13 protein-coding genes and 1 pseudogene are annotated in these 15269 nt (G+C 66.4%); 9 read left to right on the top strand and 5 right to left on the bottom strand.

Features of this window, described 5'->3' with window-relative positions; all coding sequences use genetic code 11:
- Positions 1 to 16 precede the first annotated feature (16 nt).
- From ku to LXE91_RS38150, 5 genes and pseudogenes are all read left to right on the top strand, one after another.
- Positions 17 to 1024, top strand: a complete 1008-nt coding sequence (gene ku / locus LXE91_RS38170; protein WP_039371283.1) for a non-homologous end joining protein Ku — start codon at positions 17 to 19, stop codon at positions 1022 to 1024.
- Between the two features lie 24 nt (positions 1025 to 1048).
- A complete protein-coding gene (gene ligD / locus LXE91_RS38165; RefSeq protein WP_039371280.1) occupies positions 1049 to 3793 on the top strand; it encodes a DNA ligase D in 2745 nt (914 codons plus the stop codon).
- A 180-nt stretch (positions 3794 to 3973) separates the two neighbouring features.
- Positions 3974 to 4395: pseudogene (locus LXE91_RS43720) on the top strand (hypothetical protein).
- A 69-nt stretch (positions 4396 to 4464) separates the two neighbouring features.
- On the top strand, positions 4465 to 4839 hold the full coding sequence (locus LXE91_RS38155) for a DUF3022 domain-containing protein (RefSeq protein WP_039371274.1): 375 nt from the start codon (positions 4465 to 4467) through the stop codon (positions 4837 to 4839).
- A 201-nt stretch (positions 4840 to 5040) separates the two neighbouring features.
- Positions 5041 to 5589 (top strand): type 1 glutamine amidotransferase domain-containing protein, encoded by a 549-nt coding sequence (locus LXE91_RS38150; RefSeq protein WP_039371378.1) that lies wholly within the window; start codon positions 5041 to 5043, stop codon positions 5587 to 5589.
- A gap of 135 nt (positions 5590 to 5724) precedes the next feature.
- Here the strand turns inward: LXE91_RS38150 and LXE91_RS38145 are convergent, their stop codons facing one another.
- Positions 5725 to 6975, bottom strand: a complete 1251-nt coding sequence (locus tag LXE91_RS38145) for a phosphatidylserine decarboxylase family protein (RefSeq protein WP_039371270.1) — start codon at positions 6973 to 6975, stop codon at positions 5725 to 5727.
- Positions 6976 to 7351: 376 nt separating this feature from the next.
- On the opposite strand from LXE91_RS38145, the gene LXE91_RS38140 reads away from it, so the two are divergent.
- A complete protein-coding gene (locus LXE91_RS38140; protein WP_076841498.1) occupies positions 7352 to 7927 on the top strand; it encodes a YbhB/YbcL family Raf kinase inhibitor-like protein in 576 nt (191 codons plus the stop codon).
- A 30-nt stretch (positions 7928 to 7957) separates the two neighbouring features.
- Here the strand turns inward: LXE91_RS38140 and LXE91_RS38135 are convergent, their stop codons facing one another.
- From LXE91_RS38135 to LXE91_RS38120, 4 genes are all read right to left on the bottom strand, one after another.
- Positions 7958 to 8614: a hypothetical protein gene (locus LXE91_RS38135; protein WP_135370830.1), complete on the bottom strand. Its 657-nt coding sequence runs from the start codon at positions 8612 to 8614 to the stop codon at positions 7958 to 7960.
- 176 nt (positions 8615 to 8790) lie between these two features.
- Positions 8791 to 9627: a lysozyme inhibitor LprI family protein gene (locus LXE91_RS38130; RefSeq protein ID WP_039371374.1), complete on the bottom strand. Its 837-nt coding sequence runs from the start codon at positions 9625 to 9627 to the stop codon at positions 8791 to 8793.
- Positions 9628 to 9716: 89 nt separating this feature from the next.
- Positions 9717 to 11588: a hypothetical protein gene (locus tag LXE91_RS38125; RefSeq protein ID WP_046196860.1), complete on the bottom strand. Its 1872-nt coding sequence runs from the start codon at positions 11586 to 11588 to the stop codon at positions 9717 to 9719.
- 171 nt (positions 11589 to 11759) lie between these two features.
- Entirely contained in the window at positions 11760 to 12590 is an 831-nt protein-coding gene (locus LXE91_RS38120; protein WP_135370829.1) for a hypothetical protein, read from the bottom strand.
- Positions 12591 to 12923: 333 nt separating this feature from the next.
- On the opposite strand from LXE91_RS38120, the gene LXE91_RS38115 reads away from it, so the two are divergent.
- The 3 genes from LXE91_RS38115 (at position 12924) to LXE91_RS38105 (ending at position 15067) form a co-directional block, all read left to right on the top strand.
- Positions 12924 to 13295, top strand: coding sequence for a hypothetical protein (locus tag LXE91_RS38115; RefSeq protein ID WP_135370828.1), 372 nt, complete (start codon positions 12924 to 12926; stop codon positions 13293 to 13295).
- Complete coding sequence (locus LXE91_RS38110) at positions 13295 to 14242, top strand: hypothetical protein (protein WP_223274488.1); 948 nt, start codon at positions 13295 to 13297, stop codon at positions 14240 to 14242. The genes LXE91_RS38115 and LXE91_RS38110 overlap by 1 nt, the downstream gene beginning before the upstream one ends.
- Before the next feature lie 222 nt (positions 14243 to 14464).
- Positions 14465 to 15067 (top strand): TetR/AcrR family transcriptional regulator, encoded by a 603-nt coding sequence (locus LXE91_RS38105; RefSeq protein ID WP_039371259.1) that lies wholly within the window; start codon positions 14465 to 14467, stop codon positions 15065 to 15067.
- Positions 15068 to 15269: the final 202 nt, after the last annotated feature.

Here is a 15269-nt window from a genome sequence, read left to right as displayed (position 1 = left end):
CGCAAGGAGAACATCGATGACACGCATGATCTGGAAGGGCGCGATCAGCTTCGGGCTCGTTCACGTGCCCGTGCAGCTGTTCCCGGCCACGCGCACCGTGAAGCCGTCGTTCCGGCTGCTCGACAAGCGCTCGATGGACCCGGTCGGCTATCGGCAGATCAACAAGCGCACCGGCAAGGAAGTCACGCGCGAGGACATCGTGCGCGGCTACGAGTACGAGAAGGAGCGCTATGTCGTGCTGACCGACGACGAGATCCGCGCGGCGAACCCCGAGTCGACGCAGACCGTCGACATCGTCACGTTCGTCGACGAGGACGCCGTGTCGTTCCTGTATCTCGACACGCCGTACTACCTCGTGCCGGACCGCAAGGGCGAGAAGGTCTATACGCTGCTGCGCGACGCGCTGAAGGACAGCGGCAAGATCGGCATCGCGCACGTCGTGATGCGCGACCGCCAGCATCTCGGCGCGCTGATTCCGGTCGGGCCGCTGCTCGCGCTCGATACGCTGCGCTGGCAGGAGGAACTGCGGCCGCTCGACGAACTGTCGGTGCCGGCCGTCGACGCGAAGCGCGCGGGCGTCAGTGCGCGCGAGCTCGCGATGGCGAAGAAGCTGATCGACGACATGTCGGGCTCGTGGACACCCGACGAGTATCACGACACGTTCCGCGACGACATCCTCGAGCTGGTCGAGCGCAAGGTGCGCGCGGGCCGCGTCGAGGAAATCGAGGACCGGCCCGCGCAGACGGCGCGCACGGCGACCAACGTGGTCGATCTCACCGAGCTGCTCAAGCGCAGCCTGAAGGGCGGCGGCGGTGCACGTGCCGCACGCACGGACGACGACGAGGATGCCCGCGCGCCTTCGCATGCGACGGCCGCGCGGCGCAAGCCTGCGGCGAAGACATCTGCGAAACGCACGGCGAAGACGCCGGCGAATGCCCCGGCGAAGCGCGCGGCCGCGAAGCACGGCGCGACCGGCACGCACGCGGCGAAGAAGGCCGCCGTGCGCCGCAAGCACGCCGCGTGACGGCACGGGAAGGAGGGTGACGCGATGGCCGGCAAGCTCGAACCCTATCGCCGCAAGCGCCGCTTCGATGCGACGCCGGAACCCGCGGGGGCGCACGGACGGCGGCGCGCGCGTAAGGATGCCGATGCGAGCGCGCACGACGCGCATCAGGCGCGATCCTCCACGCGCACGGCCAGGCCGCTGCGCTTCGTGATCCAGGAGCATCACGCGCGGCGGCTGCACTACGATTTCCGTCTCGAACTCGACGGCACGCTGAAGTCATGGGCGGTGCCGAAAGGGCCAAGCGTCGACCCGTCGGTGAAACGGCTGGCCGTGCACGTCGAGGATCATCCGCTCGAATATGCGTCGTTCGAAGGCGAGATCCCGGCCGGCCATTACGGCGCGGGCTCCGTCGCCGTGTGGGACGAGGGCACGTGGACGCCCGACGGCGGCATTGCCCGGGCGCGCGACGGCTACCGCGCGGGCAAGCTGACGTTCCGGCTCGACGGCACGAAGCTGCACGGCGGCTGGGCGCTGGTGCGCAGCGGGCGGCAGCAGGGGCGCCAGGAGCAATGGCTGCTGATCAAGGAGCGCGACGACGACGCGCGCGATGCGGCCAGCTTCGATGTCGTCGCGCAGCAGCCGGGCAGCGTGCATGACGGCCGGACACGGGCGTCGCACACGGCGCCTGCCCACCCGCCGCATGACGGCGGGGCGCGCACGACGGCGATCGATCCGTCGCAGGTGGAAGGCGCGGTGCGCGCTGCATTGCCCGATCGCGTGACGCCGCAACTCGCGACGCTCGTCGATGCACCGCCTGCCCACGACGACTGGCGCTACGAAGTGAAATTCGACGGTTACCGGATTCTTGCGCGGATTGCAGGTCGCGGTGCGCGGCGGCATGTCACGCTGATGACGCGCGAAGGTCGCGACTGGACGCCGAAACTGCGCGTGCAGCGCGACGCGCTTGCGGCCCTCGACGTCGACAACGCGTGGCTCGACGGCGAGGCCGTCGTCCTGGGCGAGCATGGGCTGCCCGATTTCCAGGCGCTGCAGAACGCGCTCGGCGCGGGCCGTTCGGACGCGGTGACGCTGTTCGTGTTCGACCTGCCGTTTCTCGACGGATACGACCTGCGCGATGCGCCGCTCACCGCGCGGCGCGCGCTACTCGAACCGTTGCTCGCCGGCAGCGATCCCGCGCGGCTGCGATACTCGCCCGATCTCGGCGACGACGTCGCGTCGCTGATCGCGAGCGCGTGCGATACCGGGCTCGAAGGGTTGATCGGCAAGCGCGCGGAGTCACGCTATCGCGGCGGCCGCTCGTCCGCGTGGATCAAGCTTAAATGCCGGCGGCGCCAGGAGTTCGTGATCGGCGGCTATACCGAGCCGTCGGGCAGCCGGCACGGCTTCGGCGCGCTGCTGCTCGGCGTGTACGAACCGGCCGCGGGCGGCAAGCGGCCGAGGCGGTCTCATGCCGCCCCGCCGTTGCGCTATGTCGGCCGGGTCGGCACCGGGTTCGATACGCGTCTGCTCGACCGGCTCGCGGCGACGCTGCGCCAGCACGAACGCAGCACGACGCCGTTCGATCCTCCGCCGCGCGAACGGTCCCGCACGCGTGTCCACTGGGTCGAGCCGACGCTCGTCGCCGAATGCGAATTCGCGGAATGGACGAGCGACGGCATCGTGCGGCAGGCGGCGTTCATCGCGCTGCGCGAAGACAAGCCGGCGCGGCAGATCGTCCGCGAAGTGCCACGGCCAACCGAAACGGAGGTGACGATGAACGAATCCCGCGCGGCGCACGACGCATCCCCGCGTGCCCCGCATACCGATACGGCGCACGGTCGCACGCGCGGCGCGCGATCGTCCGCGTCTTCCGGCGACACGCAGGGTGCGGCCGCCGATCGTGTCGGCCGCGTGCGCATCACGCATCCCGATCGGGTGCTCGATCCGCAAAGCGGCACGCGCAAGATCGACCTCGCGCACTACTGGCAATGGGTCGCGCCGTGGCTGCTGCCGGACCTGAAGGGCCGGCCCGTGTCGCTCGTGCGCGCACCGGGCGACATCGCCGGCGAACTGTTCTTCCAGAAGCATGCCGAGCGCCGCGAGATCCCGTTCGTCACGCAGCACGAAGGGCTCGATCCCGGCCACGGGCCGCTGCTGTCGATCGACAGCGTCGATGCGCTGCTCGGCGCCGCGCAGATGGGCACGATCGAGCTGCACACGTGGAACGCGCACGCGTCGAACATCGAGCGGCCTGACCGCATCGTATTCGACCTCGATCCCGATCCGGCGCTGCCGTGGCGCGCGATGATCGACGCCGCGCAGCTCGTGCGCGGGCTGCTCGACGAGCTGGGGCTCGTCTCGTTCTGCAAGACGAGCGGCGGCAAGGGGCTGCACGTCGTCGTGCCGCTCACGCGGCATGCGGGCTGGGACGACGTGAAGAATTTCTCGCGTGCGGTGGCGCAGCACGTCGCGGGTGCGCTGCCCGACCGTTTCACGGCGACGATGGGGCCGCGCCATCGGCGCGGCAAGATCTTCGTCGACTACCTGCGCAACGGCCGCGGCGCGAGCACGATCGCCGCGTATTCGGTGCGCGCGCGGCCCGGCATGGGCGTATCGGTGCCGCTCGACTGGGACGAGGTGCCCGACACGACGGGCGGTGCGCAATGGACGATCGACACGTTGCGCGAACGCCTCGATGCGTTGAAGCGTGATCCGTGGGAGGGCTATGCGCACGCACGGCAGCGCATCACCGCGTCGATGCGCGCCCGGCTGGGCGCTGAAACGTGAATGTGTCGGCGCGGAAACTGCGGACGGTGGTGCCCGGTTATCGGCGGATTCGCGGAAATCCCGTGTGCGATCACGGATGTCGACACGACGGCCGGCACGCGTACCGGTGGCGGCATGGGCCTTGCTGAAAGGAAAGGGCAGGAATTTCCGTCACGTGGTCTCTATCAGGGAGAAAACTTCATGAAATCCGCATCCGAATCGAAGTATGTCGCGCCGCGCGTGCTGGCGTGCGCGGCTGTCGCGATCATCGCGGCCGCGCCTGCGGCATGGGCGCAGAACTCGCAGCGCCCGGACGAGGGCACCGGCGCGCCGAATCCGTCGATGGACATGTCGACGCCGGGCACCAACGGCAACACGGCCGCGCCGCCGCCGCCCGCGCGCATGCAGCAGCACGGTGCGACACAAGGCACCCGCTCGCACAGCGGATCGGCCGGCCATGTGAAGCCGGGCGGCGGCCCTAACGGCGCGGGTGCGGGCGGCAGCGGCGCCGGCAATGGCCCCGGAATGGCACCGGCGCCGGCAACGGCAGCTCGCCCGGGTCGACGGGCACGGGCGGCGGCGGCGCCGGCGGGGCGGGCAGCGCGGGTTCCAGCGGTTATTGACGGCGCCGTGCCGACGAAGGCGGCGAGGTTTCGCGGGACGGGCACGCCGCCACGACACAGGAGGACATCATGCAATCCAATTCCCGGAACAGGCTGGAGAACGACGACATCGACGAGATCGACGGCGACACGATCGAGGTGGACGATCTCGATACGACGGTGCATGTCGACGTCGCGACGGGCAGGATCAAGTTCCATTCGACCTGGGCGCTCGCACCCGATGCGCCGCCCGCATACGCGGGGCATGCGGTCGAACTTGCGCTCGACAGCGACACGATGGAGCGCTATGCGGCGCTCGACGACGGCACGCGGATGCGCGTGCATGCGATCTTGCACGACACGGTGCAGGCGATGCTCGACCGTCTGCCCGACACGGACGAGCGCCTGACGCTCACGATCGAAGTGACCGACGCGATGCTGGATGCGGCGAGCCACCTGCAGTAGCCGTGCGGGCAGGGCCGTCTGACGGCTCGCCTGCGGCGGTCGCCGGCCGGACGGCGTCGGGCCTGGCATGCAGGAAATCCGCGTGCCCGGCGCGCGACATCGTTCCCGGACGGCGGGTGCGCCCCGTGGGCGGAAACGGCACGCCGCTTGCTGCAAGACCGGCGCGGCACGACGTGTGCCGCGTCACTGACGGAGGGCTTCATGAGCGGAAGGCTGGTTCATTGCAAGGTGGCGATTCTTGCCGTCGACGGTTTCGAGGAAGCCGAACTCGTCGAACCGCAGCGTGCGCTTGCGGCCGAAGGCGCACAGGTCGACGTGATTTCGCAGAAGCCCGGCGAAATCCAGGGCTTCAGGCACGTCGACAAGGGCAAGCGCGTGAAGGTCGACCGCACGTTCGACGATGCGCGCGAAGGCGATTACGACGCGGTCGTGCTGCCCGGCGGCGTCGTGAACGGCGACGCGATCCGGATGGTGCCGGCCGCGCGCGAGTTCGTGACGGCGGCCGTCGGCGCCGGCAAGCCGATCGCGGCGATCTGCCACGGCGGCTGGCTGCTCGTGTCCGCCGGTCTCGTGGAAGGCCGCACGATGACGAGCTGGCCGAGCCTTCAGGACGATATCCGTCATGCGGGGGGCAAGTGGGTCGACCAGGAGGTCGTGCGTGACGGCCCGTTCATCACCAGCCGCAAGCCGGACGACCTGCCCGCCTTCAACGGCGCGCTGATCGATTCGCTGGCGCCGCAGCGGGCGTGAGCCGTGGCGGGCGACGCCATCCGTCGTGTCGCCCCGGCCGGCGTTCCATCGACGTTCTGCGGCATTACAAAGCGTTGAAAACATTGCACCGATGGCCGGCGTGCGTCGAGCATGCGCGCCCGACGCACGTGCGACTCACCGAGCGATCGCCACCGGTGAATTGACGTTGACGACGGCGGTGTCGTGGCCGAACGGCGGCGCAGGCACGAACCGGTCGATCACGCCGGCTTCGAACAGCAGGCAGCAGGTCGAGCCGCCGAACTGGAAATAACCGATCTCGTCGCCCTTGTCGACGCGCTGGCCCGGCACGACGTCGATCACGCAGGATGATACGTCGCCCATGCCGACGAACACGGCGGCAACGGTGCCGATGCCGGGATCGTCGCAGGCAATCGCGACCACGGCGCGCGTGGCGACCGCCGTCATGTACCCCTGGGAGTCGTTCAGTCCGGCAGGGTCGGGGCCTTCCGCCTCGACGACGGAGTAGTAGGTGCCGTGCACGCGGTACGCATGCGTGACGACACCGCGCACCGGTGCGTGCCAGCGATGGTAGTTGTATGCGCTCAGATACGCCTGGTACAGGTCGCCGCCGACGAAGCGCTCGGCGAGCGACAGCCGGGCCGGCGTGAAGATGTCGCGCAGCGAATACGGTTGCGCCTTGATCCAGAACCGGTCGCGCAGCTTCACGTTCGATTCGACGTGGTACGGCGCGGCCTCGCATGCGCTGACGATCACGTGCGGATCGTCGGGCGCCGCGACGGGGCGCTCGCCCTCGCGAAAGCGCCGCGTGAAGAAGTCGTTCCACGAAGTGAAGCCGCCGTGCGGCTGGTCGTCGCGATACTGGAACTGCGACAGCCCGATGCGCTTGCGCGCCGCGTCGCAGAACCAGCCGTCGGGCGCCGACGTGTCGAGATGCGTGCGCGAATGCGGGCCGCCAAGGAAGCCGCACCACACGTTCAGCACGTTCTGCAGATGCGCGTTGACGGTGGCGTCGCGAAACACCGCATGGCCCGACGGCATGCACATCGGCCAGTCGAGAAACGCATTGATCGGGCACACGATCAGGCTCGCGTCGCTGAACGGCGGCGTGTAGGTCATCAGGTGATCCAGGACGGTCATCAGCTCGCCGATCGACGCATAGCCGAGCCGGCGGCCCGATTCGACCGCTTCATCGATCGCGCGGACCAGGCTCATGCGCAGCACCGCGTGGTCGTCGAACAGCCGCGCGAGTTCCTGCACGGCCGGCGTACGCAGCCGGTCGCCGGCTTGCGCGCGGGCCTCCGCCGCGACTTTTTCGCGGAACGCGGCCATATGCGCTTCTTCGCGGGCCATCCATTCGCCGAGCCGATGGCGCTGGGGCGGCGGGGGGTTGAGGTCGGTCGGCATCGTTGTCTCCGGGGCGATTGTCGGGAATCGATGCAAGGAGCAATCCGCCTGCCCGGTTGGGGGCATCGATCTTGCGGATCGGGTGCGCGCCCATGGCGTGCCGCCAGCGCGACGAGCCGTTCCGGCATGCGTTCGCGGATTGTTCTGTTTCACGCACCAGGCTGATGTTGTCTGCCGACCTACTGCCGAATTCACGATGACCCTAGGATGTGTCGCGCAGGCTCTCGCACAGGCACCAGGGTGAGCACGTCATCGGTGCGACTCATGTTTGAAGTGCGAGCGCGGAATCCGCGTCGACGATCGTTGCATGCACTGCATCTCGGGTGTCAATCTGGTCGTACGAAACATCACACCGAACCTGGCTTGGGATCGCGCCATGAGATTTGATATTTTTCTGCGATCGGGTATCTGCTCCACGGTACTTTTTGCAATCGTGCCCGCAGTTGCTTTTGCTGATCCGCTTACCGTAACGGTCGACCATCTCGACCATGACGGTCAGTTCACGAATGCTCAGGTGTACAACGGATTCGGATGCCGCGGCGACAACGTCTCGCCTCGCGTCTCGTGGGCACACGTTCCGCCGGGAACCAGAAGCATCGTCGTCACCCTGTACGATCCTGATGCCCCGACCGGCGGGCTCGGCTGGACGCATTGGGAAGTCGTCAATATCCCGCCTTCGGAAACGTCGATTCGGAAAGGGGCATCGGGAGATGCGCGCCTCATGCCGGTGGGCGCGCTCGAGACGCTGACCGATTTTGGCGAATCCCGGTACGGTGGGCCATGCCCGCCGCAAGGTGAGTCTCATCGATATATCGTGACGGTATCCGCATTGTCCATTCCGCATGTCGACGTGAAATCGACGTCGAGTCCGGCGGTCGTTGCCTATCAGATGCATGGAAACATCCTGGGACAGGCACGATATATCGCGACTTATCACCGAGCATCGAATTGACAGTGCGCGCCGGTTCGCTCGCGGCTTGCCCTATCGCACCAATACCGCCTTCACGCAGGCCGGACCCAGCGGCTCGCCGTTGTCGGAGAACGCCCTGAGCGGATAGACCCTGATATCCATGCGTGGCCGCTCGAAAGAATCGAAGACCCACCGGCCGTGTTCGCCGTAATGGGTGTGGCGACTGAACCCCATGGACTCCAGTGCGTGCGTGAATTGAGCGAAAGTGGGCTCACATGCCGTCAACGGAGAGGCCTGCGTACCGGGAATCGGATCAAATATCAGGTCCACACGCGGCCCGGTATCACCGACCGTCACCCGCTGGAGACTGAATGCCCAGTTGCCCGGCAAGCGTTGACCATAGCCGAACTGATCCTTGCCGATCGCCGTGGTCTGCACGCCGAAGATGCGGTGTACCGTTTCGGGCGTGATGTCGGTAACCTGCCCGCTTGCCTGAATCAGCGCCAGCATGCGCTGTAGCGCTTGCGTCGCGCTCAGGTTGGCCGGCGTCCGGGATTCGGTAGGCGAATTGCCGGCGGGGTCCGGCGTGGTCGCGTCAGCAGGCTGTCCGTGCACGCTGCCAAACGGGATGCATACACTCAATGCCGCCACGACGATCCCCCGCGTGACGGACATGCTGCCGGTGCGCCGGACTGAAAATTCCGGAATGCTGCTTCGGGGCGGCATCATGCTGAATCCTTGTGGCGGGTGACGACAGGTAAAGAGAGCGCTTCGCACTCCCGATGGCCAACAGGAGCGGACATAGGCAGTTCATGTAGGAGCGAATGCTTCGCATCGGCGGAATGGTGCATGTCATGATTCCGCGTGGGAATGAACATCGCTGACGCACCCGATGCGCGCGGTTCTCAGCGTACCGCGCGAGGGTAGCGGCTGTCGGTCAGGCAGGCGCGTAGCCAGCCCGTGTCTTCCGTGCCCAGTTCGGCTTCGGCGTCCAGCTTGGGCAGGGCCGTTGGCGTCAACGGCGGGCGGCCCGGATGGAGATTCCAGCCGGCGGCCGACTTGCGCGGCTCATCCGCATCCGGATCCGGGCACGGGCTGCCGCCCTCGGCGCCGTCGCCGCATGCTGCAACGGTTTCCAGCCTGCCCTGGACGACGTTGCCGACCAGGCGCGTCTCGTAGTAACCGCCGCTCGCCCAATCGTCCTGCAGCGTGCAGATCCTGTCGTGGTTCTGATAGCGGCGTTCGCTGAAGCATCCATAGCTCAGTTGACCATCGTGGGGCAGGAAGTCGCATCGGGTCTCGAATCCGGCGAACGGGCCGCCCGTGAATTGCGTCAGAAACGTGCGCTGCGCAAGGGCCGTTTCAAGCAGGCGCGGCGCGGCCTTGCCGCGTTCGCTCAAGGTCTCGGTGCGCTGGCGGATCGCCTGGAGCAGGCTCGCACGCAGGGCCTTGGCATTCGGTGCGCCGGGAAAATCGACCGGATCCGCGAAACGCTTGTCACGCGCCGCGAGCCAGCGCTTCTGACTGCGTACCAGCATCGCGCGCAATTCGCTATCGTTGCCCGCCTGCTGCATGACGGCCGTATAGGTTTTGCCCATTTCCGCATCGGCGGCCTTGAGCTGTTCATCGGCACAGATCGTGTGCTCGACGCGGTTGCTGGCCTTCTTGCAGTCGATTGCATGTGCGGAAGCTGCGGTGAAGAGCAGGGCGAAGCAGGCGACGTGCTGGATGATGGGTTTCATGCTGGTTTCCGTACCGATCCGGTTGTTCAGGGCCTGGGTCAGGCCGCGCTTCAAGTCCTGGCGGCCATGACGATGGTTGGGGCGTGCGCTCAACGCACGCCGAGCGAATAGTCCTGACCGTACACCGAGCGAAGTTCACCCGGCTTGCCCAGGAGCTTGAGCGGGCGATACCTGGCGTTGGACAGGATGCGCGTGGCGCGCGGGTAGAACCCCGGGTCGGATGCGAGCCCCTGTACGTGCGCCATGTCGGCCGGGATACGGGTGAGGGTATAGCGCGTCAGGTCGCACTGGATCTGGCCGCTGACGATCTCGCAGGCCTGCTTGTCGTAGTCCGCGTTGGGCGGCGTGGGGTACAGCCCGTCAATCACGACGGCTTCGCCCGCCGCGACGCTGAACGAAGCAAACTCGCGCTTGAGCCGGGTCGAGACCGCCAGCCCGTCGACGGACTTCTCCCGGGTGACGGTCTTCCATCCCGCGGGCTCGGTCATCTCCGACACCGTTCTCTTCTCCGTCGCCCAGAATGCGCAGCCGCCGCTCTGGACGAAGACCGACGAGCAGTACGTATCCGTGACCTCCCGGTCCCGAAACTGTGCGTTGAACCATTCCTGCGACTGGATGAAGTCGGTGTTCTTCTTCGGCAGCAACGCGATCTGCCCCAGCGGCGAACGCCCCGGCTTCTGCTGGGTGCCGAGCTGCGACATCGTGTCGGCGGTCGTCTCGTAGGTATTGCCGGCGACCGTGTAGGTACCCGGATTGACGATGTAGACGAAGTACTGCGTGTTGCCCGCCACGAAGGTCGAGACATAACCGTGCAGCCCCACTTCGGTGAAGGGTTCGTCCGGCCCCACGCGTATCACGTCACGGGCGTTGGCCTTGTTTTGCCAGATGGTGGTGGCGGTCACGTCGGTACGGAATGCCCATTTCTTCTCGTTGACGGCTTCGTCGCCGGTGTACTTTCTGTCGAGGTTGATGGCGGGCACGATCACGAGGGACTTGCCGGCCACCACGGCGCGGTTGATCAGCCAGTCGATGCCGGCGTGCCAGCGTTCCAGCTTACGCTCGCGGGGCAGCGCCGGCGGCTCTTTCGATTCGCCCGGCGCCGCCGCGGTGGCGGCCGCGACGAGCGAGCAGATTTCCTTGCGCAGTGTTTCGTCGTCCATCTCCTGCTTCGGGTTGAGTCGGGCGACCACGGAGATCACGCCCAGCGACTCCTCCAGCATGAAGCGAATCGGGAACGCGCGCTTCTCGCCCTGGTCCGGGAGCGGCTGGACGAGCGTGACTTCGGTCAGCGTGCCGTGCCGTTCGTTCGACGTCACGCCCAGCTTGGCTGCGGTGGCCGCTTGTGTCAGCCGGGCAGCCGCGTCGGCCGGGTTCAGCGCCTTGATCGGCAGCCAGGTGGTGTAGTGGCGGCCGGTGACGCCATCCAGAGCGGGGCGGAAGTTGTAGGTGCAGGTGGTAAAGGCGGGCGCGCCCGGGAAGGCGTCGCCGGGCGACGCGGGCGCCGTAGCCGACACGGCGGTGCTCACTGCGTTGCGGCTCATGTCGACGCGGCCGAGCATGCCGCACATGCCGCCCCGGATGGTTTCGGGGGCTGCCTGCATGCCTGGGGGCAACGTCGTCGCCACGGAAAGGGTTTTCGTGTCCTGATTGGCCGTCAGCGTAATGGCGAATCCGCGGGCGCGGTCACTTTGCTGTTGCTGGATCGTCAGCTGGCCGGCCGAACCGGTGTAGTTCTCGTCGCCGATCAGGAAGCCGTCGCCCGCGGCAATCTGCTTGAGTTGCGCGATGGCGTTGCGTGCGTCCAGGCCCGGAACTGTGGCGAACGTCGAGAAGCGTGTGCCGGCACCGGTGTCGGCTTCACGCTTGAAATTGGCTTCGCAGCCGGCCGCAGCCGCGGCGTGGTGCCAGCCGAGACCCAGCATGAGCCCAAGGAATGTCAGGCGCAGGCGTGCGGAATTCATGATGGTGCTTCCCCCGTGTAGTGATGGCTTCAAGCCGATGTCTTCCATTCGATCAGCAGTCCGGATGGGCGGCGACGCACTCGAAACTCGCTGCGCGGCCGCATTTGCGGCGCCGGGCAGGTGCTGGCATGCCCGGCTCGGGCGCATGCCCTGACGCCCGCGTGCTCCAGCTCAGGCGTCGGCGCCCTTGCATTTCATGCTTGCGATACGTTGGTCCGGCCGGGAGCGGTAGAACACGAAGTTCGTTGCGCCCGGGCCCTGATTGCCGCCTTCTTCTTCGACGTACGTTTCCGCAAACACCGGCACGGCGGCGTTGGCGATGGTGACCCGGAAGAACACGTTGTTTTGCGTGTTCGGCGCAGTGGTGCCGTAGTCGAGCGCGCATCGGCCGGCGATGCGCCTGACCGTAGCGCGGCTGCCGAGCTGGCGCAGCAGGATGTCCTGCGTGTCGTCGCTCGGGTAGAACTTGCGCAGCGCGATCGACAGGACCGCGGTCGCATTGCCATTGAGGACGACGCCGACGTGGCCTTCGTTGTCCGTCTTGACGCCGGCGTCCTCGCCGACCTTGCCGTCCGGCACATCCACGTCGCCGAAGCCGGCGAGCAGCGTGCTGCCGCCACGGTAGTGCGTGGCCACGGGGGAATGGCTGTCCGGATTGCGGAGCGGCTTCGCGTCGCTCCATTGCATGCCGGGCAGGTTGTCGAACGCCGGCCAGGCTGCCGGCTTCGCCCCGCCGAATACGCCCAACAGTGTTTGCAACGGCGATGCAGGGGCCGTTTCCGATATCTGGGCAGCCGACAACGACACCGCGGAGGCGGGGGCCGCCGTCGGGCTGGCGGGCGGCGTGGCGCGCTGGCACGCGCCCAGGCCGATCAGCAGGACGCCGGCGGATAGCGCACGCCCCATGGGGGGCGGGAATCGCATGGGCAGACGTTGCGTGACGCGCTCCTGGTTTGCGCGGCGGCGCGGGTGACGCAGCCAGTGACAGGCGATCAGCGGCATTTGACGTCGTAATCCGTGACAGACGGGAAGTCCCCCTCGCCGACGGTGATCAACGTCAGATTGCCGGCATTGCGGGCGTGTATTAACCGCCGAATAGCATTTTTGTGAAACGTGTTCATTTCCCAAATATTAGGATCGGAAAATATATCGAGAAGTAGAAACACGGCGGCCGTCGTGCGTGCGCCGATTGCCTCGGTCTTGCTGATCGCGATTCTAGTCAAAGTAGATCGACTAGTATACATTCATCATATCGTTCTTCTGGCGTCGTCAAGGTGTGGACCGGATGCCGAGCGGTGCAGGGGCGTCCAGTTCGGTATACGCAGGAATTTCACCATGACGCTGACAGACAGTATCAATGAGATTGCCCGTAGCCTGAACGGGTTGGAGCCCCCTTGGCTGCCCGCCTACGACATGCGGGCCTATGCAGCCAAGGTGGATTCGGAATGCGGATATAGCGCCGAAATGATGGTCGCCCTCGAGATCAATTCGAGAATGTTCGAGGAAGTCGTTGCGTTCGTGCATTTGTGCGGCGCGTTTGCGTCGATGCATCCATCCACTGCGCGGCAGTACGAATGCGTGCGCAACGACGGGGCCGAAATCGACGATGTGCTCGCACACCATGCGACCGGCGCATGCCCTACGTATACGGGGTTGCTGACGTCGTTCGTCGTTCGGGGCATCCTCGTGCGATGTGCGCCCGGTTGATGTTCAACTCCAATCGCGGCTGTGTGCCGCTTTCGTTTCGACTGCGAAGCATCGCGTTCGCAGTCACGATCAGTACCCAGCTCGAGATGACCACGCGTTCCGGACGCCCTGCCATGCAGACAAAAGCCATCAAGAAAGCTACTATTTTGTTCGCCCGGGTCAACCGGGCGACCGCTGACAGGTCGCGTCAACGCCCGGCGGCTGTTTGCGCGACAGTCGGGTTATTGCTCGTCGCCAGCGTGTTTTCGGGGTGTGCGCCGCTATCGGCGTCCGCGCCGGCCGATCCTCAACAACAGGCTGTCGCAGAGCAGCGGAATGCGAATGCGTTGTATAGCCGGAAGGTATTGGCATACAAGCCGATGTTCGAGAATCCTGGCGGCTATGGTCGAGCGCAGATACTGGACGCATACGAGGCGGTCCTCCAGCAGTACTCCGTCGCTGCCATCGTGTATGCCCGCATCATCTACCCCGAGGCTCGACAGGCGCTTCCCCCTTCGCTGCAGCCATTGCCGGCGCCGTCGGGGCCGGTCACGCTGGCGGTCGTCAATCGCGACTACGAACACGTGCTCGGAATGAGCGCTGCGTTGTGGGAGATGGATATGGCGGCGAACTTTGGCCGGCCGTCGAAATTGCCGATACCGAAATACACCGGCCCGGTGCTCGTCATGCCGCCTTTGCCGCCGTTTCCGCCGCTGCAGGGTGTTCGCGATCCCAAGTTCGCCCGGCTCGTGACCATGACGAAGAAAGTGGACGATGCGCAGAAGGCGGATCTGGCACGAGAGCACGCCGCGATCGAGCAACAGTATGCCGAGCAGGCCGCCTGGAGGGCTCGGCACCCGATGGGGCAGTATGACAACCTCGATCCGAGGACCGGACTGCCGTATGCGCCCCCGCCACAGGAGACGCAACGATGGTGCATGATGGGCGGCGGCCGGGTGCCTTGCTGAAACCGCTTCGCGCGGCGGTCATTGCGGCATCCATTCCCCACGTAGGGCCTTCTGCTTCAAACCCCATACTTGCCTGCCCGGGTGACGCTGTTCGCCGACGGCGATCGGTTGCGCATCCTGGTCAACCCGGTATCCGGCAAGGGGCAGACGTGCCCGACAGGCTGAAAGGAGCGGTGCGGGCGGCGGTGCTAAGATGCCGCCCTGTCGTCAGGAGATGCATGAATGCGCGCGAGCAAACGCCAGCAGGTGGTCGACAAGGCAGGTGAGTTGTTTTCCCTCCATGGTTTTCATCCGGTCGGCATCGACCGGATCATCGCCGAAGCGGACGTTGCCCGCATGACGCTCTACCATCACTTCGCGAGCAAGGACGACCTGATCAAGGCCGTGCTGGAACAGCGCTACACCTTCATCATGGAGAGCATCGCCGCGAAGCTCGGCCCCATGCCGCACGCCGCTGCGCGCCTGAAGGGAATATTCGACTGGTACGGCACCTGGTTCAGCAGCCCGGAGTTCGCGGGCTGCCTGTTCGAGCGTGCGCTGGCCGAGTTTGGTGCGACCTGCCCCAAGGTGACCGACGTGGCGGTGCGCTATCGGGATGACTTGCTGGCCCTCATGGAGCAACTGCTCGCCGAGATCGTTCCGCGTCGCCGGGCCCGTCAGCTGGCAGGCGTGTACGTGATGTTGCTGAGCGGGGCGACCGCGGATGCACGCGCGATCGGGGATCCGCGCGCTGCCGCAAGGGCATGGCAGGCGGCGGAGATGCTGCTGAACGAGTCCAAGGTCGCAGCGGAAAGCATGCGCAAAGCCCGTAGCGGTCGTGCCTGATCCGTTGTGGGCCTCCGTTTAGCCTTGGCGCAACGCCGGCCGTAGCGAGGACGAACGCGGGGCAACGCTGTCAGGCATTTGGTGAACGCGCTGCAAGGTGATCCCGGCATCCATGCCGATGGGTGCCACGAGAACGCACCGCGATTTTTGCCGTTCGTTTTGACGAAGGCAATGCAACGCGGAAAGGTGCACCGCGACCGCC

Source organism: Burkholderia contaminans, assembly GCF_029633825.1.
In the GTDB taxonomy this organism is placed as follows: Bacteria; Pseudomonadota; Gammaproteobacteria; order Burkholderiales; family Burkholderiaceae; genus Burkholderia; species Burkholderia contaminans.
The sequence above is the reverse complement of the archived record's forward strand: the minus strand, read 5'-3'. Positions and strand labels throughout refer to the sequence as shown.